The organism is Streptosporangium sp. H13245 (assembly GCF_055690525.1).
Genome location: NZ_JBSZKT010000011.1, coordinates 132344 through 156906 on the forward strand (window position 1 = coordinate 132344; position 24563 = coordinate 156906).

The following is a 24563-nucleotide window of genomic DNA, read 5'->3' on the forward strand; positions in this document are numbered from 1 at the left end:
CCTGCCGGATCTTCGGGACTCCGCCACCCGCACGGTCAGGCGGAGGCGGAGGCCAACGGCATCTCGGCGGAGGACTTCCCGCCGCACGCGGTGAGGACCATGGACCTCCGCTGCCTACTGGAGTTCTACGCGCCACGTATCGCCGCGGGCGGTCACGTCGGGCCTTCCTTTCAGCGGCAGGCCGGGCGTTATGCCAGCTGGGAGTCTTTTCGGAATCCGCGACCCCTCACGCGCCTGGCGGTGAGATGCGCGGTGACAAACGGCGGAAAGAAGTGCGTCCGGTATGCGAAACGCGGTGCTTGACGTCACTTCCGATTTTTCGGGCTCCGTTTTCGCCTTTGGAAATAAAATGGAGGTTGTTTGAGGAGGACTGTTCGACAGCTTGGGAAAATGACCTAGGGTTCACGGTGATGACGTACGGGAACGGGGCCGGGGTGCCGCCACGCCGCTCCCGTTCCCGGTTCCCGGCTCCCTTCCTCGGGCCGCTCCCGCTCCCGGTCCTGGTCCGCCTCCGGTTCCGTCAGGGAAGTTTGGTCCAGGGGCCCGGGGCGTGGTCGTCCTTCGGGATCCACAGGGCGGGCTGGAGCTCGCGGAGGCGTGGGGCGCAGCGGTCGTTCCACGGGAAGCGGCCCGCGGCGTCCGGCCAGACGACCTCCATGAAGGCCAGCGGGGGCCGCCGGTAGAAGTGCAGCGCCGTGCCGAACAGCGACCGGTACCAGCTCGCGTCCACCGTTTTCGCGACGACCGGGTAGTTCCTGATCACGTCGTCCCGCTCCCGGTCCTCGACCAGATGACGCCCGGCGGCGATCTCGTCGGCCAGGGTGTCGAGGCAGTCGCCCATCACGTCCACGCGGAGACCGAACATGGCCACCTCGGGGGAGCGGAGGGTGTGCCACAGCCCGACGGTGAACGCCCAGCCGGGCCCGTTCTCGTCCTCCGGGACCATGACGACCGCCCACCCGTGATCCCGGACGCTCCGCATCGTCCTGAGGTCGGCCTCGTCGAGAGGCGCCTCCTGCTCGTCCTGCTCGGCGCACAGCAGGCAGTGGCACGCGTTCTGGTGGAACATATGCCTGATCGTAGTGCTTTGTGGTTGTTCATGCCTTCAAGTCCGGTAGCACTCGCCTCGCTCGGACCTCACTCGGTACGGGAGGTATTTGTGCGCGAGGGTTGACAGCCGTTATCGCCGATGTAACTATCGCAAAAATCTTACAAATATCTGAAAATAGATTCGAGTAACTCGAATGAAGAGCGGTAGGAAATCATCAAGCGTCGATAAGGCATTTGAGCTGATCAGCGCGGTGTCCGGGAGCGGTCAGTCGGGAATGACCCTGGGCGAGCTCGCGGCGCACACCGGCGTGGCCGTCAGCACCGCTCACCGCTATGCCATCTCGCTGCTTGAACTGGGCGTCCTGGAGCGGGACGCCGCCGGGGTGTTCCGGCTCGGCGTCACCCTCATCACCCTCGCCGGGCGCTACCTGGAGGAGGACGGGCTCCGCGCCGCGGCGCAGCCGTACCTCGCCGAGCTGGTCGAGATCAGCGGTGAGACCGTCCACCTCGGGGTCCCGGTGGGCCACCACATCGTCTATGTGGACAAGGTGGAGAGCGCCAAGTCGGTGCGCCTGGTCTCCCGGATCGGCAGTCGCGTACCGCTGCACTGCACCGCGATGGGCAAGGCGGTCCTCGCCTTCCTGGACGAGCCGCGCCGCGCCGAGATCCTGGCCCTCCAGGCGGAGCCCCGCACCCCGAGAAGCCTCACCGGCGACGCGCTGCTCGCCGAGCTCGACACCGTACGCGACCAGGGCTTCGCGATCGACGACGAGGAGAACGAGGAGGGGGTGCGCTGCATCGGCCTGCCGATCATGAACGCCTCCGGCCGTCCGGTGGGGGCGTTCAGCGTGTCCGCACCGGCCGGAAGGTTCAGCCTCGGCGACTGCCACCGCTTGGCGCCGGTCGCGCTCGGCATGGCCGCTGACATCGGCCGCCGCATCGGCTACGCCGCTCCCCGGGCGCGCAAACCCGCCTGACCTCGCCCTTTCCAAAGGGTCATGAAGCTTGTACCGCAAGGCTTGTATGGAAGGAAGTGCAACGAATGTCCGCTCTCACCTCGCCGGACGCCTCCGTCATCACCGTCCGCAACCCCGGCACCGGCGAGCAGCTCGGGGAGGTGGAGGCGGCGAGCGCGGAGCGGGTGGCCGCGGTCGTCGAGACCGCCCAGGAGGGCCAGCGGGCGATGGCGGCGATGCCCGCCCACGAGCGCGCGGACCTCCTGCGCCGGGTGGCCGACCTGATCGAGGCCGAGCGGGACGAGCTCGCCACGCTGCTCGCCGCCGAGAACGGCAAGCCCGTCCAGCAGACCCGGGGCGAGGTCGACGCCGCGATCCGCATCTTCCGCGGGTACGCGGGCGAGGCCACCAGGCTCTTCGGCCGCCAGATCCCGCTCGACGCCGTACCCGGCCTGGAGCGGCACCTCGCGGTGACGATGCGCGAGCCCCTCGGCGTCGTCGCGGCGCTGGTCCCGTTCAACTACCCGGTCGAGCTGTACGCGCACAAGGCCGCCGCCGCCCTCGCCGCGGGCAACGCCGTCGTCGTCCAGCCGCCCGCCCGCTGCCCGCTGGCCCTGGTCAGGGTGGCCGAGCTCGTCGAACGGGCCGGTGCGCCCGCCCACGCCCACCAGCTGGTCACCGGGGGCGTCCAGGTGTCCCAGGCGCTGGCGCAGCACCCCGGGATCGCGGCGGTCGGCCTCACCGGCAGCACCGCGGCGGGCCGTGAGATCGCCCGCCTCGGGGCCGCGACCCTGAAGAAGGTCTTCCTGGAACTCGGCGGGAACGACGCGCTCATCGTCTGCGACGACGCCGACGCCGAGGAGGCCGCCCGCGCCGTCGTCCTCGGCCGCCTGGCCAGGGGGAACGGGCAGATCTGCTGCGCGGTCAAACGCGTCTACGTCCAGGACGGCATCCACGACGCCTTTGTGGAGTCGCTGCTCGCCCAGACGGCCAAGCTCTCCGTGGGCGACCAGCTGCTTGAGGAGACCGACGTCGGCCCCCTCATCGCCGAGGAGGCCGCCGAGCGGGTCGAGGCCGCCGTGGGCAGGCTCGTCGGGGAGGGCGCCACGCTCGCCGCCGGAGGCGGCAGGCGCGGCGCGTTCGTCGACCCGGTCGTGCTGGTCGACGTGCCCGCCAGCAGCCCCACCTTCGCCGAGGAGATCTTCGGCCCGGTGGCGCCCGTCGCCCGCTTCTCCGACCCTCTCGACGCGGTGCGGATGGCCAACGAGTCCCCGTACGGCCTGCACGCCGCGGTGTTCACCCGGGACGTCTCGCGGGCGTTCAGCATCGCGCGGCGCCTCGACGTCGGCGGGGTCGTCATCAACGGGTCCACCGCGCTGCGCGCCGAGAACCTGCCCTTCGGCGGTACCAAGGACACCGGCGGCTACCGAGAGGGCCTGCACGAGACCGTCCTCGACTTCACCCGGCAGAAGACGGTCATCGTCATGGAGGCCTTCGAATGAGCCTGGAGCTCCGGGGCGTCCGCAAGGACTACGGCGGCGTCGAGGTGCTGCACGGGGTGGACCTCGTGGGCCACCCCGGCGAGGTCCTCGCCGTGGTCGGCGCGAACGGAGCCGGCAAGTCGACCCTGATCAGGATCCTCGCCGGTGCCCAGCCCATGAGCGCGGGCGAGATGTGGATGGACGGCGAGCGGGTCGAGCTGCGCTCGCCGCACGACGCGCACGCCCGGGGCATCCGCACGGTCTACCAGGAGCTGACCCTGGTACCCCAGCTGTCGGTCACCGAGAACCTGCTGATGGGGCACTTCCCCAGGAAACGCGGCGGGTTCATCGACTGGACGGCGGCGCACGCCCGCGCCGGGGAACTGCTGGAGAGCATCGGCTTCGGCGCGATCGACCCGCGTACCATCGCGGGCCGCCTGACGGTGGCCAGGCAGCAGATGGTGGAGATCGCCAAGGCGCTGGTGGACGAGCCGAAGGTGCTCGTGCTCGACGAGCCCTCCGCCGTGCTGGCCGGAAGCGACCTTGAGTCGCTGTTCGCGCTGATCAGACGGTTGCAGGAGCGCGGGGTGCTGGTCGTCTACGTCTCCCACCGGCTCGCGGAGGTCCTGGAGCTGGCCACCTCGATCGTAGTGATCAAGGACGGCAGGATCGTCGAGACGACCGAACCCGCCCGTACGGGCGAGAACGAGCTGATCCGCCTCATGGCGGGCCGCCGCCTCGAACAGATCTACCCCGACCGGCGCGCGGGCCACGGCGAGGTACGGCTCAGCGTCTCCGGGCTCACGCGCGGCGGCGAGTTCGAGGACGTCTCGTTCTCCGTGCGCTCGGGGGAGATCGTCGGCCTGTTCGGCCTGGTCGGCTCCGGCCGCAGCGAGCTGGCCCGATGCGTCTTCGGCGCCGAGCCCGCGTCCGCGGGCCAGGTGCACGTCGGACCGCGCGCCGAGTCGTCGGATCGGACGCGCGCCGATGTCGGTGACGGTGTCGAGTCGGCAGATCGGACGCGTGACGGTGCCGGGGCGGTGGATCGGACGCGTGACGGTGACGGTGTCGAGTCGGCGGGCCGGACGCGTGACGGTGTCGAGTCGGCGGGCCGGGGGCGCGGACGGTCCGGTGCCGTCGGTTTCCGTACGCCTGCCGAGGCCATCGCGGCCGGGCTCGCGCTCGTCACCGAGGACCGCAAGCGCACCGGCCTGGTACTCGGCATGAGCGTGCTCGACAACATCACGCTCACGACCCTGTACTCGGCCACCAGGGGCCCGCTGATCGACACGGGCCGCAGGCGCAGGAACGTCGCCGAGATGATCGACCGGCTGGGCATCCAGCCCCCGGGGTGCGCCTCGATGCCGGTGGTCAACCTCAGCGGAGGCAACCAGCAGAAGGCCGTGCTCGCCAAGTGGCTGCTGGCCGAACCGCGGGTGCTCATCCTCGACGAGCCGACCCGCGGCGTGGACATGGCGGCCAGGGTCGACATCTACCGCATGATCGACGACCTCGCCCGGCAGGGCCTCGCCGTCCTGCTCATCTCCTCGGACCTGACGGAGGTGCTCGGCGCCACCGACCGGGTGCTCGTGATGAACCAGGGGCGCATCACCGGCGATCTGCGTTCGGACCAGACCACGGAGGACGAGATCCTCGCCCACTCGATCGGGCTGACAGCATGACCCGCTCACCCCGGAGGGACAGCATGACCCGGCCAGCCCGGAGCAACGACACGACCCGGCCGGTCCGGGGCGACGACACGACCCGATCGGTTCAAGGCAGTGACACGGCCCGGCTGGTCCGGGGCGACGACACGGCCCGATCGGTCCGTAGGGACCGGACGACCCGGCGGCTCGCCGAGGCCGGGGGGATCGCGTGACCGGGCAACCGGCCGGGCCCGCGCGGGCCTCCACCGCTCCGAACCCCAAGGACTCTCCCGCCCCGGCGCCCGCCGGTCCGGCGGCCCCGGTGTCCGGGAGGTGGCCCCGGCTGGTCCTGGCCGGGCGGGACGTCACCGCGCAGGTCGCGTTCGTCACGCTCATCGTGGCGCTCGTCGCGGTGGCGGCGCTCACCTCCGACACGTTCCTGACCCCGACCAACCTCACCAACCTGCTCAAGCAGATGGTCACCACCGGCCTGCTGGCGTACGGCATGCTCGTGGTGATCCTCACCGGCGGCATCGACCTGTCGGTCGGGTCGGTGGTGGCCTTCTCCGGCATCATCACCGCCGGTCTCGTCTCCAGCCTCCCCATCCCGATGGCGACGGTCGTGGGCATCGCCTGCGGGATCGGGTTCGGGCTGGTCAACGGCATACTCGTCGCCCGGTTCGGGCTCGCGCCCTTCGTGGTGACCCTGGCGGCGCTGACCACCATCAGGGGTCTGGCGTTCGTCTACTCCGAGGTGCCGATCACCCCCGAGGACCCGGCGTTCTTCACCCTCGGCTCGGCGATGATCGGTCCCGTCCCGCTGAGCACGGTGATCATGCTGGCCGTGTTCCTGGTGGGCGGCCTGTTCCTGACCCGCTTCCCCGCCGGGCGCTCCATCGTCGCGATCGGCGGCAACGCCGAGGCCGTGCGGCTCGCGGGCATCAACGTGCGCAGGCACGTGGTCCTCGCCTACACCATCAGCGGCGCGTGCGCCGGGCTGGCCGGCGTCATCCTGGCCAGCCGGGTGGGCATCGCCCAGCCGAGCGTCGGGGTGGCCTTCGAGCTCGACGCGATCGCCGCGTGCGTGATCGGCGGGGCGAGCCTGGCGGGCGGGCGCGGGTCCGCGAAGGCCACCTTCGGCGGCGTCCTGGTCCTCGTACTGATCAACAACCTCCTCAACCTGTACGGCGTGCAGAGCTTCTGGCAACAGGTGCTCAAGGGATTGATCATCATCGCCGTCATCCTCGTCCAGCGCGCCAACCAGACGCGTACCTGACGTACCGGCTCCACAACTCCCCCCGAGGTATACCGAAATGAACACTAAGAAATTCACCAGCCTGCTGGCCACCGGCCTTCTCGCTCTCAGCCTTGCCTCCTGCTCGTCCAGCGAGGGCGAGCCCACCACCGCCGCCTCCGCCTCCGGTGACGGCTCCTACACGATCGGCGTCGCCAACTTCATGCTGAGCGGCCCCTACTTCAGCGGCATGGACAAGGCGATCGCCGCCCAGGCCAAGAAGAAGGGCAAGATCGAGGTCATCAGCACCGACGCCAACGGCGACGCGGCCAAGCTCGCCTCCAACGTCGAGGACCTGCTGAGCAAGAACGTCGACGCCATCATCATCTCCGGCGGCCCGCTGGAGTCGGCGCCCGCGGCGCTCAACGCGGCCAAGACGGCGAACAAGCCCGTGGTCCTGGTCGACCGTAAGTTCCAGACCGGCGAGTACACCAGCTGGATCGGCCCGGACAACAAGGCGATCGGCGTGCAGAACGGTCAGTTCCTCGCCGAGAAGCTGCCCAAGGGCGGCAAGGTCGCGATCATCAAGGGCGGTCCCGCCGACAACAGCATCGGCCTGGCCCGTACCGAGGGCGTGAAGTCGGTGCTCGGCAGCACCGCGGGCATCACGCTCGTCGAGGCCCCCGACTTCGGCAACTGGGGATCCGACGGCGGCCTGACCGTGATGGAGAGCCTGCTGGCGACCAACCCCGACCTCGTCGCGGTGTTCTGCGAGAACGACGCGATGTGCCTGGGCGCGCAGCGCGCCATCGCGGACGCGGGCAAGGACAAGCAGATCGTCATCGCGGGTGTCGACGGCCAGGCCGAGGCGCTCAAGGCGATCCTCGACGGCACCAACTACCTGGTGACCGGCCTGAACGACGCGGACATCATCGGCGCGATGGGCCTGGACCGCGCGGTCGAGATCCTGAGCGGGGCCAAGGTCGAGAAGGACACCGTGGTGCCCTCCCCGAGGGTCACCAAGGAGAACGCGGCCGAGTACTTCGACCCGAACGGCGGCTTCTAAGCCGTTCCGCTCCGCGACCGTCCGGGGGGACGGCTCGCGGAGCACAGCCGGTGTGAACGGCGGACGGGTGGCGGTCGGCGACGCCACCCGTTGTCGCCCGGTATCGGAACGGAGGTGCGGACACCCGCGAGGACGCGGGTCGCGTTCAGGCACGAGCAATGCCTTACTCGTCGAGTGAAGGGCACGTAACCCATGCGAAGAAACGTCAGAGGGGCCGCGCGCAAGGCGGCCCTCGCCGCGGTCACCACGACCGTCGTGGCACTCACCTCGTTCGGGGTCAGCACCCCCGCGACAGGTGACACCGCCACCCCCAGTCCGGGCGGTTCCAGCACCCCGAGCAGCCCGAGCAGCCCGAGTACGTCGGCCAAGCCGGGCACGCAGGCCAAGGCGGGCGCGGCGAAGAGCGCCGCGGCCTGGACCCTGCTGCACTCCGAGAACTTCTCCGCCCCCATCAACACGGGCAACGCGCCGTGGGTCAGGGAGAACTACACCACCCCGTTCGACACGATCATGGACGACTCCGGCCAGTGGTACCGCAACGACTACGGGCCGGCCTGGACCACCGCGTTCAACTCCTTCGCCACCTACCGCAAGGAGTTCCCGGTCGGCCAGGGCGGCTGGCTGACGGCTTCGCTCTCGGCCCGCGACTGGAACAAGGACGGCGTCATCGAGTCGCCGCCGTCGATCACCACCGCGACGGTGGGCGGCGCGCCCGCGGCGGTGCTGAACGTGCCCGACCACACCGGCGGAGCGATCTTCCGGCCCACCAACAAGCTGCCCGACCAGTACCGCGTCGAGTACAAGCTCAAGACCATCGACTTCGGCGGCAAGCGGAACGGCTCGATCGAGTACAACGGCAAGGTCAACGGTTACAGCACCCAGGGATGCAAGACCCAGCACCCCTGGGGCGAGGGCTCCCGCAGCCCCGGCTGGAGCGGTAACGCCGCCGCGCCCTACTGCGAGTGGCAGGACGTGCGATCAGGCCCGTACGGCTACAACGGCTTCCACTTCATGTCGATCGTGGACTTCGCCAACCCCGCCCCGAGGAACAACCACTTCTGGCACTACCGCCGCAAGGTGCTGATGGACTCCTTCTCCCAGCACCCCGACCGGGTCGGCAGCGGCACCGGCGGGCGGGTCTGCAACTCCAACACCAACCAGTACTACAACTACCGCGACGGCAACTTCAACACGGTCAACATGTGGATCAGCGGCCTGCCCAACTGGACCCCCGGTCAGGGCGGCCTCGCGGGCAACTCCCAGTGGTTCATGACGAACTGCTCCGGTGGCGTGGCCGAGCAGCAGCTGTCGTCGGCCGCCGAGATCCAGCCCGAGCTGATGCCCAACCAGTCGTACACCTTCGCCATCGAGCGCGACGCCACCGGCTACGTCCTTGAGGCCAGCGGCAACTTCGCGAGGGTCGGGCAGAAGACGATCCGCTTCCACCGCCCCTTCATCGTCAACAACGCGCCGATCTGGCACTACAACGTCAAGCCCGGCGAGTACGACGGCCGCTACAACGCCACCCTCGTCCAGAACGACGTGAACGGCAGCGCGTCCTGGCCGAACCAGTGGCCGGCCGGTTCCCAGTATCCCGACTACTTCGTGATCGGCGACCTCTACACCAACGTCTACGAGGGCAGCGCGAGCCTGACGGACATCCGTCTCTACGTGCCCGAGACGACGCAGCCGGTCACCAACCTCGCGCTGAACAAGCCCGCCACCGCCAGCAACCAGTGCGCGGCCAACGAGGCTCCCGCCAAGGCCGTCAACGGCAGCTGGACGGGCGGCAACTCCGACAAGTGGTGCGGGCTGGGCGCCAACAAGTGGCTCCAGGTCGACCTGCAGTCGAACACGCAGGTGGGACGGTTCGTGGTGCGCCACTCCGGCGCGGGCGGTGAGAAGCCGAGCTGGAACACCCGAGACTTCGACATCCAGGTCAGTACCAACGGCACCACCTGGACGAACGTCGTGAGCGCCCGGGGTAACACCGCCGACGTCACCACCCACACCGTCACACCCGTCAGCGCACGGTACGTCCGGCTCAACGTGCTTACCCCGACCAGCGACAGCGATACCGCGGCCCGCGTCTTCGAACTGGAGGCCTATTCCAGCTAGCCGAACCGGCACGCGCCGCGGCGGGCACCCCCGCCGCGGCGCTCCGCCCGCCGGATCGCTCGCGCCGGACGCTGGAGCACACCGGACTCCCGGACTCCCGGATCGCTCGCGCCGGACGGTCGGAGCGGACACACCGGACGCCCGGAGTGCTCACACCAGCTAGTCGAAGTGCTCACACCGGACGGTTGAAGTGCTCACACCGGCCAGTGGAGTGCTCACGCCGGACTCCCGGAATGCTCACACCGGACGCCCGCCGGATCGTTCGCGCCGGATCGTTCGTGCCGGATGGGAGGTCCGAATCCGGCGGGGATTACCGGTCCGAATCCAGCGTGAGTTGCCGGTCCGAAACCCGCCAGCCCGATGTCGCACGCCCGCCATAGCTTTGCTCGCGTGCAGGGCCCCTCCCGCCGTACGGGGCCCGATGACGAAAGGGCAATTCATGGAACTGCAGCTTTCCGGCCGCGTCGCGGTCGTCACCGGAGCCTCCAAGGGCATCGGCCTGGCCGTCACCCGTACCCTGCTCGGCGAGGGGGTCCGCGTCGTGGCCGCCTCGCGCAAGAGCACCCCGGAGCTGGAGGCGCTCGGTGGCGCCGACCTGCTCCACGTACCGGCCGACCTGACCGACCCCGAGGCGCCGGGCCAGATCGTGGCGCGGGCCGTGGAGGTGTTCGGCGGGCTGGACATCCTGGTGAACAACGCCGGTGGCCCGCCGCCCGGTACGGCCCTGCCGCGCTTCTCGTTCATGGCCCCCACCGACGACGACTGGCGGGCGATGTTCGAGTTCAACCTGTTCTCGATCGTACGGGCCGTCCGTGCCGCCGTCCCGGTGATGCTCCAGCGGGGCGGAGGCTCGATCGTCAACGTGTCCTCGGGCGGTGCCCGGCAGCCTGCCCCGATGAACGTCGACTACAACGCCGCCAAGGCCGGTCTGAACAACCTCACCAAGGCGCTGTCCGAGGAGTTCGCGCCGCAGGGCATCCGGGTGAACACCGTGTCCCCGGGACCCGTGCGGACGGCGTGGTGGACCGAGGAGGGCGGTGCGGCCGACATCATCGCCGCGCAGGCGGGAACCGACCGTGACAGCGTGCTGAACAGTGTCGCGGTGGAGATGATGAAGCTGACCACCGGCCGCCTCGTCGAGCCGCAGGAGATCGCCGACGTGATCGCCCTGCTCGTCTCGCCGCGCTCGGCGAGCACCACCGGCGCCGACTTCGCCGTCGACGCCGGGTTCCTCAAGGAGATCTGACGCACCCGGCCGAGGTGGGGATCGGCTCGCCCGTGGTCACCTGATGCCCGTGGCCTTCATGCGCACGTGGTCATCCGGTGCTCATGATCTCCACCCGGTCGTGGTCACCTGATGCCCGTGGCCTCCATGTGCCCATGGCCGTCCGGTGTCCGTGATCTCCACCCGGCCGTGGTGACCCGGTCTCCACGGGCCTGACGTTCTGTCGTAGGGGAATGCCAGACTTGCGGCACCGCACCGCGGTGTTCCTGTGACGTGGTGTTCCCCGTGACGCCGGGCGACCGGCCGTCTGTTCCGCGAGGAGGCATCATGACGACCCTGGGCCAGGACGACATACCCCCCAACATCGGACGTCCCGCGCGCGGGGCCCTGGCCGAGGCCGGTTACACGACGCTCGCCCAGCTGGCCTCCGTGACCGAGCGGGAGCTCCTGCGGCTGCACGGCGTGGGTCCCAAGGCCGTCCGCCTCCTGCGCGAGGCCCTCGCCGAACGCGGCCTCGCCTTCGCCGACCGGGAAGCGTGAGTTTTCCGTGACCAACTGTTGAGCAACATAGAGTTATGCCCACGATGACCCTGCTTATCTTGACCTAACTTCCCGAGAAGGTCCGTGGAGACTCCACCGCCATGAGGGCGTCAGTTGCGAATGCCCTTCCTGAGCGAGTCAGTGTGGATGACAACTCCTCGACATCCCCTGAAAAGAAACTTAAAACTCCGGGGGATTTTCGGTTTCACCGTACAGGCAATATCTACTCTATCCTAATTGGGTAATAGAATATTTGGTTGATGTTCCGCCTGCGTCTAATTGGAATATTTAAGATGTTTGAGTTGTCTCAATAGGATTAGCAAATGGATGCCGTGGGTGAAAAGATGCGAGCCATCCGGGGTAACCGGCGTGATTAGCATCATTATTTTGGAGCGCTCAACGAGGGGATGGGGTTCTAGTCGCTTTACGAGGCGAGCCGGATTCCTGGTCGCTCCCTCAGTCGCGGTGGGATCGTTGAAGTCCAAAATGCTGACGCCCGCAATCCACCGATATGCCGGGGCGAGTCCGCTGCAGGTGAGCGCTACTGGGGGTATCGCGCTTACGAAGCGTTGTCGCCGGTATTCGTGTTTGGCCACATAGTGAAATGAATCGCGCCGGAACACACTGAGCAAGATGTCCGAGGCAACCAGCATGCCTATCGGCTGAAATAAGAGCATCTGCTAGATGTTGTGGCGCCATGGAGCCCCTGGGAGATTTTCTTGCGATCCAGAAGCCCGTCGTAGAACAATCGATCGATCTTCTGTTGCATAGCCGATCTGGTAAAAGCTTAGTCCGGCAGATAAAAATAGATCTTTTAGATCCTTGATTTCAGTGGAACCCACTGTGAAGACCAATTGAAAGTCAACCGAGTCGCCAAAGATCAGATCATCGAGGATGGGAGTGTTTGATAAAGAACTAATCTCTGCGACCATGTCGGATACAGGGATTGCTGATTCGTCGACAACGAATCCCACCTTACTTGATCGGGCGATTGATTCGATGGTTGCTTTTAAGCCGTCCGAGCTATCCTGGCAACTGGTCACGCAACCGCTTAAAGCCAGGCATCGTCCTTCACGAACACGAGCAAGAGGGCGGCGCCATGCAGATATCAGTTCCTCTTCTCTGTGCTTACTGATTTTTGCCCCATTGGGCTTGAGAGTGCCGAAGTATTTCTGAGCAGCCGCCGCGACCCCCGTAAAGCCCGTCATACAGAGAAGGTCACCAGGCCGTGCACCAGATCGTAGTAGTGTGCTCCCTGGGTCCGCCGTTCCGACAGCGGTTGCCGAAAGGATGAGCCTTTCGGCGGTCCCTATGTCACCTCCGACATTAGGCGCTCCTATGTGATCGCAGGCATCACTGATTCCTTGGACAACTGCGCGGAATGCTTCGTCAGGCATGCTCCGTGGATAGCGAATAACCGACAGGAGAGCTATTGGTTGTGCTCCCATAGCTGCTATGTCGCTGAAATTTGCCATGGCCAGGTAGTAGCCGACGTCATACTCGTCCAGGAGGCCCAACTCGTAAAGCATGAATTTTGACCCACGTACATAGTCGGATCCTAGGACGATCTCTTGGTGGCCGTCGAGTCGGAAAACAGCACAATCGTCCTGGCCGTCCGCACCTACCAACAGCTTGGCTCCCCCACCTTGGGACAGGCGTGTGGACCAGTCTTTGCTTTGACCAGAAAAAATGGAGGAGATGACCTCGGTCAGACGGGTTGGTTCATCTGACGGAGAGAGGGAATCAACCAAGTTGATCACCTTTCTGTATTGATGGTAACGGAAGCGCAGGTGGCCGTGCCGTCTCTCAGGTAGATTCGATATCTTCGAATCGCCAATCTCTGGTTTTGTCGAGAGTCTTGCGAAGCAGCTCCTTCCGAATGATAGCTGCCCAGTCCCACTCTGGATCGGGAATACCAAGAACTTCGGCGGCCACCGACCGTAGGTATTGTCGACGCATGCTCCTTCCGAGTCCGTACACGATGTGGCCTCGACCGATGGAGTGGTAATAAAAGTAGGGTGATTTTAGTGACGCTAGAGTGGCCAGACTCATCGGACTGTCCAGAGAGATTCCTGTTAGTCCATCGCGTATCATTATATGATCAACCGCTCCTGCGTCAATCGGCAAAAAATGCCAATGTGCATGCGTGATACAAGCAGACCGATCCATGTCCACGGTGGATCCATGTTCCAGAACAAGGAGGGGGCCAAAGGTGACCTCATATTGGATGCTGACGGCATTTCGTAAATTTTCTACTTCTTGCCCGTGATCCCTGATAACTTCGGCAAAACTATAATAGTGACGATTTGAGACTAAGAGAAGATGGCCTACCGTGAGAGGTGACAAGTCTGCGATAAGGCTCAAGTTTTCTGTACGCGTGATGAGACGACTCGGGGGGTCTCCGTTATACGTGCGCGAAAAATCGACATACGGATCGCCCGAAATCTCCTGGCATAGGTCGGAACCAACGCATGTAGCGTCGTATCCTTCCAACAAAACTGCCTCCTGGAACTGCTTGAGCGGGAGGAGTCGCAGACCTCGCGTTCGGGGCATCTGTCTCACATGGATGCACTGCTGTACAGGAAGCAAAAGTCCGTAGACGGTTATCATAGCTGGAGTTTCCGTTTAGGTCATCCTCTAAAACACCCGAAACCCCCCAAAGGTGTACACGTTCATGCGCCTCTCAACTGCTCGCGTCCTCGATAAGGGCACCGTGTTGGTGGCGACCCTCGCCCTGGCCGGTCGCCAGTATCACATCCCGTCGAAACCTTTCTGGGACTCTGTTGTCGCGCAGGCAAGCTACGTGATGATCGGATTGATCGCTGTGGTTGGGGTGTTCGGCGCGCTCACTCCATGGGAAGCGCTCTCAGACCGCTCACGGTTAAAGCGCAGAGTGACCATGCAGCGCCAGATACTGAGCGCTTTCGGTCAGTTACTGGGTATGGGTAAACGGGCACGACCCTCTATCGGTATAAGCGATCTTAGCTTGCATATCTGGCGCCAGAAGCGTACCTGGAGACATCCTCGGAGTGGAGAACTTCTGCGCATCGCGACCTATCGCCTAGGATCTACACCTGTAACAAGAAGCTTTCACCCCACAAAAGGCATTGGTGTGATCGGCCTATGCTGGAAATACGACAAGGAGGTCGGCAAAAACGTTGCCGAGCTTTCTCGGATATTGACCGATGAGGCGAGTTTTGCCATTTACCGGGACGAGCACGGATCTGATGGAGTGATGGGACTCAACTGGGAGGAGTTCTGCCGGATCAACCACCGAGGAGCTGTTTTCGCGACCCCCATTAGAAATGGCAGATCAAAGTTCATCGGTTGCATCAGCTTGGACGCTACGGATGGCTATCCACAGCTAGATTGTCCTCAATTGTGGCATGAGCTAAACTCTTTGAGCATCTTAATCGGGCAGGAAGGGTTTCAAGATGTCTAGCAGTTTTCCGGAGGCGGTTGGTTCTATGATTTCTTTGGGGTTGACTATAAAAAATACGCGTTCTGCTTATGAGCAGAACGCGGCTGAATACGCTGAATCAACAAGGGGCTATGAAGGATTTCCGGGGTTGAAGAATGAGGTCATCTCGTTCGTGGACCTCGTGCCGCAGACGACGGTAATCCTGGACTTGGGGTCCGGCGGAGGGCGGGACGTCGAACTTATATCAGCACGTGGGCGAAAGGTCGTCGCCGCAGACATCGCCTTAAACATGCTTACTCAATCCAGGACGAGATCAGCTACCGACTCGATAGGTCGGATTGGCTTTACTCAGCTCAACATGCTGGAGCTTCCTTTCGGGGACGCTACTTTTGGTGGCGTCTGGGTGTGTGGCAGTTTGCTTCACATCCCATCCTGGGCAGCGCCAAAGGTGCTGGCGGAGATTTTTCGAGTGCTGCTTCCCGGAGGAGTCACTGCTATAAGCATGCAAGAAGGCGAAGGTGAAGGTTGGCGAGTTGGGAAAAGCCTGCCGACGCCTAGATGGTTCACCTTTATCGACCCACAGGATTTCCTCGTTGGTGTGTCGGCCGCGGGCTTTAAATTTCCAAAATTTCATTATAATGGCAGGCCGGGATGGTTCGTTGCTACGGCGACAAAATGACTTCTAGCTCTCCGCCAACGGATTTGTCCATGCTTCTGGGTTGCAGTTCGGGACTATCTGTCGTATGCCCCCGCGGGGATCGGGGACATCACCCTCATATCGAGGGATTATGTGGATATGTAAGTGATCAACACTTCTGCCGGCGGCAATGCCCTCATTGATCCCTATGGTGTAGCCGTCGGGGGAATAAATTGCATTGAGCTCCTCCTGAGTATCCCGGATCAGAGAGTATGCTGCCCGGATCTCACTGGAAGTCAGACTAAAAAATGAAACGACATGTCGCTTCGGTACTATTTCGACGTGCCCCTTCGTTGCCGGATAGTTGTCATAACGAGTGTAGAAGCTTCTATTTTCTCGCATCACCCTGTTCAACTCAGGATTGTCCTGGTGGCAAAACAGACATGCGTCGGCTGTCGAGTTGTGGGCCGCCCCTTGCAGCAATCCGATACTTGAGCAAATAAGTCTGAAAATACTGGAAAACAACTTATGGCAGCGGCCGGGCTTGCTGGAGGGTGAGGATCCTCGCTTTTCATGGGTTTTACGATTGTTGGGCGTGGTTATTGCGGTCATGTGAATTCCCCCGTCGATTGAAATTAAGGAGAGTGGTTTGTGGTTCCCTGTGCCTCGTTGTACTATTTTTGGTATTTCGGGCGACTCGGCTCTGGAAGATTATTGTGACGCAAGGTAGGGGAGTTGCGCAGCAGGCTCGCGATTTAACCCAAATCTTTCGTAGTCTCCGCCATCTTTGATTCAGGCATGGCGATGCCACCCTCTACGTTCACCCTCACGCTGGTTCAGCAGGAGAACCAGAGGTCCGGTATTCAATCCTTAAGGCCTCGTTGAGATGTTTGGCGGCTTCTTCAAAACCTCTCTCGAGGCGTCAGCTGTTGTGCCGCATCTCGGGCCAGAGCTGTGGCCACGGGCGCAGCGGGTCGCGGCAGACGAGGATGGGCAGATGCTGTTCCTCGTTGGACAGGCCGACGCCGTTGTCGATCCTGCCGCGTTCCTCGCAGGCGGTGAACGCGCGGGCGTAGCCGTCGGGGAAGTCGGTCACGACCACGGCGATCCGGGCGGACGCGGGGGGCGGGCCGCGCCAGTAGAGCTCGTTGTGCCCGCTGTGGACCTCGGGCAGCCCGTACTCCCCGGCGTAGCGGTCCAGCGCCCCGGCCTCGCCGTAGTTGTCGGTGAGGAGTACGGCTCCCGCGCGCTCCTGGGGTGTCAGCCCGCCGACCACCGCCGCGACCCGCGCGGCGAACTCCGGCCAGCCGATCGACTCGCGCGCCACCTCGTTGATCCCGGCGACCGGGGTGCCCTCCAGCGCCGGGGGAGGGATCACCGGCAGTGCGATGACGACGGAGACGACCGCGTTGACCGCCAGGGCGCCGACGACCAGCACCCGCCGTCCCGTACCCGACATCCACCGGACGACCGGGCCGCACCCCGCCGCGAAGAGCAGCACGAGCAGGCCCGCCACGTAGTCGGGGCGCCCGCCGGAGTAGAGCGTCAGCGCGCAGGCCAGCGGGTAGGCCAGGGCGAGGCAGCGCAGGCGGGGTTCCCGCCACAGCCGTACGGCACCGGCCACCTGGACGACCGCCTGGGGCGGGCCGAGCAGCAGGATCTGCAGCGGTACGAAGGCGAGGCGGTTGTCGGCGCCCTCGTCCGCCTCCAGTGCCCCGGCCATCACCAGCTGCGGCCAGCCGTGGGTCGCCTGGTAGACCAGGTTGGGCGCGGCGATCACGAGGGCGAGCAGCGCGCCGAGCCAGAGCCTGCGGTCCCGCAGCACGTCGCGCGGCCCCGCCGCCAGCACGCCCACGCCCAGGCTGACCAGGAACAGCACGATCAACTGCCGGTTGTACGTCGCCACCCCCGCGACGGCGCCCAGCGCGAGCCACCAGCGCCCGTCGCCCCGCAGTGCCCGTACGGCGAACAGCGCCGCCGCGACCCAGAGCGGAAGATCGACCCCCAGGGTCAGCAGGGAGTGCCCGCCGAGCAGGAGGAGGGTCGTGGTGGCGATTCCCGCCGCGGCGACGATCTGCGCCCTCCGATCGCCGCCGAGTTCCCGGGCCAGGAGGGCGACCAGGACGACGACGAGCGACGCGATCAGGGCGGGGACGACGCGCAGGGCGACCACGGTGTCGCCGAACACGGCGACCGAGGCCCGCGCGATCAGCGGGGTCAGCGGCGGGGTGTCGAAGTATCCGAGGGCGGGCCGCTCGCCCAGCATCCGGAAGTACAGCTCGTCCCGGTGGTAGCCGTAGCGCGGGCTCGCGACGAGCAGCACGGTGAGCGTGGCCAGCGCGACCGCGCCGACGGGCCGCCCGGCGAAGGGGACCGGGGCGGCCGTTCCGGCATCGGGCGGGACGGAGGGGGAGGGGGCGGACATTTGTTCATCATCGGCTTTCGGCGTCGGCGGCGCGAGTGGCTCGGGGAAGCGCTTGCACAGCGGTGTACGCCGGTTCGATTCCGGTCACGGCCTTCCGCGCCCGTCATGATCGTCACAGAGGTACGGGCACTCGCGCGGACCGTGGGCGCCGGGGGAAAAATCCCTCGACGCCCTCCACGTCGTGCTGAGACACTGACCGCTGCCGGATGCCCAGGGCACCTCGGCCCGACCGAGTCCCGGCCGGGTCCTGGTCGGGTCCTGGTCGGGTCCTGGTCGGGTCCGACCAGGCTGTGACCTGGCCTAACCTGGCCTGGTCCAACCCGGCCTGGTCCAACCCGGCCCCGCCGCACCCGGCCGCACTCGGCCGGACCGCTCGCCGGTCGGCGGAGGCGCCGGTCGCGGTGGCCGGAACCGAGGTTCCGGACGACTTTCCAATGATCGTTATGACAGCAGGTGGAGCATGAACCCGGTTGGCGAGAAAGAAATACGCGGATCCTTCGTCAACTGCTCCAAGGGAGAGGCGAACAGGATCAACCTGCCCAGGAACCTCCCCGAGCTCTCCTGGGCCGACCTCGACTTCCTGGGCTGGCGCGACCCCGGCGCTCCCGACCGGGGCTACCTGGTCGTCGAGCGGCGGGGCGAGCTCGTCGGCGTCACCTTGCGCGTCGCGCAGGATGTCCGCAGGAGCTTCACCAAGAGCACCGTCTGCTCGATCTGCGTGACGCCCCACTCCGGCACCGGGGTCGCCCTGTTCGTCGCGCCCAGGGTCGGGGCCGCGGGCCGCCAGGGCAACACGGTCGGCACCTACGTCTGCGCCGACCTGGCCTGTTCCCTCTACGTGCGGGGCACGAAGCGAACGGATTCCGGCGTACGGTTCGAGGAGACGCTCACCACGGAGGAGCGGATCGTCAGGGCCGTCGTCAACCTGGAGGGTTTTCTGGACAGGGTCCTCGACGGCGACCTGCGTTCGGCGTGACCATGAACGTGACCGCGACCTAGTCCGCGACCGCTTCCTCCGCCTCCTCCAGCGTCCGTTTCATGTCGGCCGCCCCCCGCTCGACACGCGCGCGGATATCCGCCGCGAGCGCGTCCGGCAGCACGTCGGTGATCCAGACGAGACGGCTGTGACCGGACTCCTCGCGGAAAACCTGGAACGAGGCGTGGTGGTGGGTGATGGCCTGTTGCGCGCCTTCGACCACCGCGTAGGCGAACCGGCGGGTCGTGTCGTCGACATCGACGATCAGCTCACGGATGACCTTCCCGTTGGGGAAGACGAGAATTCTGACGTCGCCCTCGATGCGGGTGTCGGCGACCCGGTCCGGCAGGAGGCGCCGGTGTACCGCGCCCACGTCGCGGATCGCCGCCCACACCCGCTCCGGGCTGGAATTGATCACTACTTCTGTACGGATGGAAGCCATTTCCCGATCTCCTGTCTGGGGGGTTCCTCGGTCGGCGGATGCGTTGTCCGTGCTGTCGTCCCGGTCACGGCTGGACGTGGTCCGTGCCGCCGTCCTGGCCCAGGTGCCGGGAGAGCCGGTGCTGGTTCTCGGCGAGGCGCAGGCACAGGTGCCGCAGCTGGGTCAGCTCGTCGGGCGTGAAGTCGCGGAAGATCGCCGCCATCGCGGCCTGGGTCGGCCGGCGGAAGGATTCGATCCAGGACTCTCCCTCGGGGGTGATCTGGGCCAGGACGGAGCGCCGGTCATGACGATCGGGGACCCGCCGCGCCAGCCCGTCGCGTTCGAGGGTGTCGACCAGTCCGGTGACGTTGCGGGAACTCACCCCCGCCGACTGGGCCAGGTCGCCGATGCTGACCCCGTCGCCGGTCGAGGCGCTCAGCCGCATCAGGATGTCGAGTGCCCCCGAGCTCAGCCCGCGGCCCTGAGCGCCGTGGGCGCGGATGCGCTCGACGGCGTGGAAGGCGGTGCGGACGGCGGTCGCGGCTTCGAGGGCGAGGGTGTCGTCTCCGGCGGTGAACCGGGCCATGGCCGCCCTCGCCCCGGGATCGAAGAGGGAACCGCCGGGGTCGTGGGCGAACTCTGCCGATGATTTATGTACGTCCTTCATGATGAAGCCATACTTTAATACCTCCTTCGATAAATTGTCGATACGGGGACTCGCACCACGAGGCCCGGCTCCGGGCTCCGTGGGCTTCGGGCTCCGTGGGCCCCGGCTCCGGAGGAGCGGGCCCGTCTGTCCGCGTACGGGCCCTGAAACCCGCAGGTCACCGCAGTCCCGGACGCTCGTAAGACGGTCGCGGTCGTCGGGGGATGACATCCCCCGGGCTGACGCGCCGTCTCCGAAATCAGACCGGGATCCGATGTGGCCGGGGCGGTCGTTCGGAGATCGTGTCCGTCATGTTGACGTCAATCGCCATCGCCCTGACCCTCCTGACCTCGGGCGCGCAGGTATCGCGGGCCGCCCCCCTCGACTGGAGCGCCTGCCCGGGCGACAAGGTCGGTATGGAGTGCGCCGACCTGCGGGTCCCCGTCGACTGGCAGCGGGCCGACGGCCGCGAGATCACGCTGAAGCTGGGCCGCCTGAAGGCCACCGGCACCTCAGAGGGCTCCGTCCTGATCGCTTACGGCGGGCCCGGCGGCCCGGGGATCGCCCTCACCCAGTCGGGGAACTGGTGGGCCAAGCTCCGCGAGCGCATGGACATCGTCACGTGGGACACGCGGGGCTACGGCGAGCAGTTCGGCGGCCTGAGCACGGGCCTGCCGTGCACCTGGACACGCGTCCCGCTGCCCGAGTTCCCCGAGGACGACGCCGACTTCGGGCGGCTCTCCGACACCAACCGGGGCTACGCCGAGGCCTGCCGCAACAAGGACCCCGAGTTCTTCGCCGCCATGAGCTCGGCCGACAACGCCAGGGACATGGAGGCGATCAGGAAGGCGCTCGGCGGCGCCGAACTCAACTTCTACGGCGCCTCCTACGCCGGGTTCTACGGGCAGGCGTACGCCAGGCTCTTCCCCGGCCAGGTGCGCACGATGGTGCTCGACGGCACGTGGAACCACAGCACCGCCGACTGGGCCGGTGAGATGGAGAAGATGGCCAGGAGCAACGAGGAGGCCATCGGCCGCTTCTTCGGCTGGTGCGCCTCGGGGAAGTGCCGGGACGTCGTACCCGCGAAGTGGCGCGCGCTGGTCGCCAGGGCCGATCGCACGCCGGTCCCCGCCGGGAAGACCGGCATCGCGTACGACGGACGCGACCTGCAGGCCTTCGCGGTGGGTTCCGCCAGGCAGGGCGCCGAGGCGTGGCCGAAGCTGGCGCGGGACATCCGCGCGGCCATCGGCGGTGACGCCTCCGGCTTCGTGCCCGAGCGCGGCGCCCGCTACCCCGACCAGTCGACCGGCGTCACCGAGTGCGTCGACTGGCCCCGTCCCGCCGACCGCGCCGAGCTGGAGGCGACGATCGCCCGGCTGCGTAAGGCCGCGCCCAACGCGGGTACCGCCAACACGCTGGCGACCGGGACCCTGGGCTGCGTCGGCTGGCCGGTACGGGTGACCAACCCGCCCGCGCCGCTGCCGAAGGGCCTGCCGCCCATGCTCGGCGCGGGCGCCTGGGGCGAGTCCGACGCCGTACAGCGGGTGCTCAGGCAGGTGCCGGGCAGCGTCACCGTCCGGCACGAGGGACCCGGCCACACGCTCTACGGTTTCAACACCTGCGCCCGCGACCACATCGACCGCTACTTCACCGACCGCGTACTGCCCTCGGCGGGAACGAGGTGCTGACGGGATCCCCTCCGCGACGGCGAACAGGATCCTCTCTGCGACGGCGAGCGGAGTCCTCTCCGCGACGGTGAACGGAGTCCTCTCCGTAGCGGCGAGCGGAGTCTTCTTCGCGACGGTGAACGGAGTCCCGGCGGGCACGCCGTCCCCGCCGGGAGGGGCCGTGATCCGGTAAAGCGCGCTCAACGATCTCCTCGCGCGGGTCCCTCGGTTCCGGCTCGCCGCCGGGTCCGCTGTGACAGCGACGGCGAGGGTTGCCTATCATCGCGTTCCGGTACCAAACGCCGTCGCCGCCCGGGTGAGGCGTACGAGGGCCTCGCTCGTGAGAGCGAGGCCTACGAGGGCCGGGGGAGTCCGATCGTGTCCGTCGAACTGAACCACACCATCGTCATGGCCCGCGACAAGCGGGTCTCCGCCGAGTTCATGGCCGAGATGCTCGGCCTGCGGGTCGGGGCGCCCTTCGGCCCGTTCCTGCCCGTCGTGACCGCCAACGGCGTCACCCTGGACTTCGCGGACAGCGACCAGGGCGAGATCACCTCCCAGCACTACGCGTTCCTGGTGTCCGAGGACGACTTCGACGCCATCTTCCAGCGGATCCAGCGGGCCGGGAACACCTACTACGCCGACCCGTCCCGCGAGCGGCCAGGGGAGATCAACCGCCGCGACGGCGGTCGCGGCGTCTACTTCCTGGATCCCGACGGGCACTTCCTGGAGATCCTCACCCGCCCGTACGGCAGCGGAGGCTAGGCGTCGGGGCGTGCCGCCCCGGTCTCGTAGGCTCGGCGCATGCTTCTGTGGATCAACGGCCCCTTCGGCGGAGGCAAGACGCAGACCGCGTACGAGCTCCGGCGACGGCTTCCGGAAAGCGTCGTCTGCGACCCCGAACACGTCGGCTTCGGCCTGCACCGGATGACACCGCCCCCGCTGCGCGGGGACTTCCAGGACCTTCCGGCGTGGCGGCAGGGCGTGTACGAGGTGCTCGACCTGGCTCTCACCAAGCACGGCGGCACGGTGATCGCACCGATGACGGTCGTGGAGCCCGCGTACTTCCGGGAGACCGTCGGCCGGCTCAGGGAACGCGGCCACGACGTCAGGCACTTCGCGCTGCTGGCCGGGCGGGAGACGGTCCTGCGCCGCCTGCGCGAGCGCGGCTTCGGGCACGTCGCGCAGTTCGTGGCCGGTAAGGGCGCCGCCCTGCGCTGGGAGAGCTTCGCCGTGTCCAAGCTCGACCTGTGCCTGGAGCGGCTGCGCGACGCGGAGTTCGCCGAGCACGTGTGGACCGACCGCCTCACGATCCCGCAGGTCGCCGACCACATCGCCGCCTCGTCCGGCCTGACGCTCGTCCCGAACACGGACAGCGCGCTACGAGGACGCCTGCGCCGCGCGTGGACGGGGGCCAAACACATCCGTTTCAACTGACACCCGGCCCGTATCGCGGTGACGTTTTCCGGCCTCGCCCATCCGTACGCTTTGTGATGAATAATGCCAGCAATCATGCTTTGACGATCCCGGCCGGAAAATGCCGGAAGGCAGGAGGCTGGTGAACACCGAGGGATGGGCGGTCAGTGTTCCCCGTGGGTATCGCGTCGGTGGCTGGCAGGTCGGCAGGCCCATCGCCACGGGAAGCTGGGCGAGCGTCTATCTGGGGGTTCGAGACGGTGAGGGAGCGACGCGCTCGGCGTTGAAGTTTCTGCCCACGGGCACGGTCACCCGGCGGCAGTTGAAATACCTCAGGGACATGACACAGCGGGAAATACGCCTGCACAGCAGGCTCCAGCATTCCCGGCTGATCCGGCTCCGCGAAACGCTTGTCGTCGACGACGCGGAAAATCCCGAACTCGACGGCGCGTGTGTCCTGGTCATGGAGCTGGCGGAACGGTCACTGGCCGATCTGATTCGAGCGGGAGTTCCCGTTCCCGACGCGCCACGGCTGATTACCGAGATCTGCGAGGGAATAGCGTACATGCACGCCGAAAGGTGGGTGCATGGAGATCTCAAGCCCAACAACGTGCTCATGATGGCCGACGGCTCGATACGTCTCGCCGACTTCGGCCTGACCACCGAGATGGACGGGACCCACGGTTATCTTCCCCCGATGGGCTCCGCCGACCACGTGCCCCCCGAGCGCTGGGGCGAATCCGTGAGCGAGCGGGGGCACGCCGTGCGCGTCTCGGCCGACGTCTGGGCGCTGGGCGTGACGGCCTGCCAGCTGCTCACCGGGCACCTCCCCTTCAGCGCGCCGACCGCTCGCGCGCGTTACGTCGCCGCCGCCGAGTACGCGGCCGGTGAGCGCCCCCTGACGCTTCCCGCCTCGCTTCCCGAGGTCTGGCGTTCCTGGGTGAGTGACTGCCTGACCCCCAACGCGAGGATCCGGCCCACCGCGGCCTACCAGCTCTACCGGGCACGGGCGCTGGCCGGTACCGTCGGGGCCTCGCCCCGGCGGACGGGCATCCGGATGGCGGGGGCGACGGCCGCGGCCTTTCTGATGCTGGCCGGTGTCTCGGGGGCCGGGATGGTCGGCCCGTCCGTGGCCGATCCGTTCGGGCGCTGGCTGCGCTCCGACTCCGACATCCCCCGGGAGTACCGCGCGCTGATCGTCGAAGCGGGCACGATGTGCGGCGAGCCGGGTCTGAGCCCGGCACTGGTCGCCGGGCTGCTGAAGGCGGAGAGCAACTTCGACGCGGAGTTGTCCGACGTGGCCAAGAACGAGTACGGCCTCGCGCGCTGGACGCCGTCGGTACTGCAGTACTACCTGCCCGCCGACCGCCGGGGCGTCGTCCCCACCCCGCCGCTGTCCCCCGAGGACAGCATCCCCGCCGTCGGCCGCTATCTGTGCGTACGGCTCCCCCTGCTGTCCGGGGTGCCCGGAGACCCCGGCCTGCTGGGAGCCGCGGCGTTCCGCTCCTCCGACGAGGTGATCCGCCGGGAGAACGGGGTTCCCGAACGGTTCCGGTCGTTCGTCGAACGGGTGCGGAAGCACCGGGCCGAATACGAACCGTGATCATGGAGAAAGCCGGACCGAATACGAGCCGTGAC

General features: G+C 66.7%; 21 protein-coding genes. 15 read left to right on the forward strand and 6 right to left on the reverse strand.

What is annotated here, in order from left to right; genetic code table 11:
• Positions 1-520: 520 nt before the first annotated feature.
• Positions 521-1069, reverse strand: coding sequence for a DUF4262 domain-containing protein (locus ACW9TB_RS19445; RefSeq protein ID WP_472749419.1), 549 nt, complete (start codon positions 1067-1069; stop codon positions 521-523).
• A gap of 175 nt (positions 1070-1244) precedes the next feature.
• On the opposite strand from ACW9TB_RS19445, the gene ACW9TB_RS19450 reads away from it, so the two are divergent.
• From ACW9TB_RS19450 to ACW9TB_RS19485, 8 genes are all read left to right on the forward strand, one after another.
• Positions 1245-2027 (forward strand): IclR family transcriptional regulator, encoded by a 783-nt coding sequence (locus ACW9TB_RS19450; RefSeq protein ID WP_472749420.1) that lies wholly within the window; start codon positions 1245-1247, stop codon positions 2025-2027.
• A gap of 65 nt (positions 2028-2092) precedes the next feature.
• Positions 2093-3508: an aldehyde dehydrogenase family protein gene (locus ACW9TB_RS19455; RefSeq protein ID WP_472749421.1), complete on the forward strand. Its 1416-nt coding sequence runs from the start codon at positions 2093-2095 to the stop codon at positions 3506-3508.
• Positions 3505-5169: a sugar ABC transporter ATP-binding protein gene (locus ACW9TB_RS19460; RefSeq protein ID WP_472749422.1), complete on the forward strand. Its 1665-nt coding sequence runs from the start codon at positions 3505-3507 to the stop codon at positions 5167-5169. The genes ACW9TB_RS19455 and ACW9TB_RS19460 overlap by 4 nt, the downstream gene beginning before the upstream one ends.
• Positions 5170-5362: 193 nt before the next feature.
• Positions 5363-6409, forward strand: a complete 1047-nt coding sequence (locus ACW9TB_RS19465; protein WP_472749423.1) for an ABC transporter permease — start codon at positions 5363-5365, stop codon at positions 6407-6409.
• A 37-nt stretch (positions 6410-6446) separates the two neighbouring features.
• Positions 6447-7433 (forward strand): substrate-binding domain-containing protein, encoded by a 987-nt coding sequence (locus ACW9TB_RS19470; protein WP_472749424.1) that lies wholly within the window; start codon positions 6447-6449, stop codon positions 7431-7433.
• Positions 7434-7625: 192 nt separating this feature from the next.
• On the forward strand, positions 7626-9551 hold the full coding sequence (locus tag ACW9TB_RS19475) for a discoidin domain-containing protein (RefSeq protein ID WP_472749425.1): 1926 nt from the start codon (positions 7626-7628) through the stop codon (positions 9549-9551).
• Between the two features lie 439 nt (positions 9552-9990).
• Positions 9991-10797 carry an SDR family NAD(P)-dependent oxidoreductase gene (locus tag ACW9TB_RS19480; RefSeq protein WP_472749426.1) on the forward strand — a complete coding sequence of 269 codons (807 nt, stop codon included), beginning with the start codon at positions 9991-9993 and terminating at the stop codon, positions 10795-10797.
• 306 nt (positions 10798-11103) lie between these two features.
• Entirely contained in the window at positions 11104-11316 is a 213-nt protein-coding gene (locus tag ACW9TB_RS19485; RefSeq protein ID WP_472749427.1) for a helix-hairpin-helix domain-containing protein, read from the forward strand.
• Between the two features lie 680 nt (positions 11317-11996).
• Here ACW9TB_RS19485 and thiL read toward each other — a convergent pair.
• Positions 11997-13076, reverse strand: a complete 1080-nt coding sequence (gene thiL / locus ACW9TB_RS19490; protein WP_472749428.1) for a thiamine-phosphate kinase — start codon at positions 13074-13076, stop codon at positions 11997-11999.
• 914 nt (positions 13077-13990) lie between these two features.
• Between thiL and ACW9TB_RS19495 the strand changes: the two genes are divergently transcribed.
• Both ACW9TB_RS19495 and ACW9TB_RS19500 read left to right on the forward strand, forming a co-directional pair.
• A complete protein-coding gene (locus ACW9TB_RS19495) occupies positions 13991-14758 on the forward strand; it encodes a hypothetical protein (protein ID WP_472749429.1) in 768 nt (255 codons plus the stop codon).
• Entirely contained in the window at positions 14751-15416 is a 666-nt protein-coding gene (locus ACW9TB_RS19500) for a class I SAM-dependent methyltransferase (RefSeq protein ID WP_472749430.1), read from the forward strand. Before ACW9TB_RS19495 ends, ACW9TB_RS19500 begins: the two co-directional genes overlap by 8 nt.
• Positions 15417-15419: 3 nt before the next feature.
• Here the strand turns inward: ACW9TB_RS19500 and ACW9TB_RS19505 are convergent, their stop codons facing one another.
• Positions 15420-15986, reverse strand: a complete 567-nt coding sequence (locus tag ACW9TB_RS19505; RefSeq protein WP_472749431.1) for an HIT family protein — start codon at positions 15984-15986, stop codon at positions 15420-15422.
• A gap of 310 nt (positions 15987-16296) precedes the next feature.
• Positions 16297-17799, reverse strand: coding sequence for a glycosyltransferase family 39 protein (locus tag ACW9TB_RS19510; protein WP_472749432.1), 1503 nt, complete (start codon positions 17797-17799; stop codon positions 16297-16299).
• Between the two features lie 460 nt (positions 17800-18259).
• On the opposite strand from ACW9TB_RS19510, the gene ACW9TB_RS19515 reads away from it, so the two are divergent.
• Positions 18260-18775 (forward strand): FBP domain-containing protein, encoded by a 516-nt coding sequence (locus tag ACW9TB_RS19515; RefSeq protein ID WP_472749433.1) that lies wholly within the window; start codon positions 18260-18262, stop codon positions 18773-18775.
• A gap of 19 nt (positions 18776-18794) precedes the next feature.
• On the opposite strand, the gene ACW9TB_RS19520 is transcribed toward ACW9TB_RS19515, so the two are convergent.
• Positions 18795-19217 (reverse strand): SRPBCC family protein, encoded by a 423-nt coding sequence (locus tag ACW9TB_RS19520; protein WP_472749434.1) that lies wholly within the window; start codon positions 19215-19217, stop codon positions 18795-18797.
• A gap of 64 nt (positions 19218-19281) precedes the next feature.
• Positions 19282-19863 (reverse strand): MarR family winged helix-turn-helix transcriptional regulator, encoded by a 582-nt coding sequence (locus ACW9TB_RS19525; protein WP_472749435.1) that lies wholly within the window; start codon positions 19861-19863, stop codon positions 19282-19284.
• A gap of 290 nt (positions 19864-20153) precedes the next feature.
• Between ACW9TB_RS19525 and ACW9TB_RS19530 the strand changes: the two genes are divergently transcribed.
• The 4 genes from ACW9TB_RS19530 to ACW9TB_RS19545 all read left to right on the forward strand — a co-directional run bounded on the left by ACW9TB_RS19530 (position 20154) and on the right by ACW9TB_RS19545 (position 24528).
• Complete coding sequence (locus ACW9TB_RS19530) at positions 20154-21530, forward strand: alpha/beta fold hydrolase (RefSeq protein ID WP_472749436.1); 1377 nt, start codon at positions 20154-20156, stop codon at positions 21528-21530.
• A gap of 357 nt (positions 21531-21887) precedes the next feature.
• Complete coding sequence (locus tag ACW9TB_RS19535; protein ID WP_472749437.1) at positions 21888-22274, forward strand: VOC family protein; 387 nt, start codon at positions 21888-21890, stop codon at positions 22272-22274.
• Positions 22275-22313: 39 nt separating this feature from the next.
• Positions 22314-22946, forward strand: a complete 633-nt coding sequence (locus ACW9TB_RS19540; protein WP_472749438.1) for an AAA family ATPase — start codon at positions 22314-22316, stop codon at positions 22944-22946.
• Positions 22947-23067: 121 nt separating this feature from the next.
• Positions 23068-24528 (forward strand): serine/threonine-protein kinase, encoded by a 1461-nt coding sequence (locus ACW9TB_RS19545; protein ID WP_472749439.1) that lies wholly within the window; start codon positions 23068-23070, stop codon positions 24526-24528.
• Positions 24529-24563 lie beyond the last annotated feature (35 nt).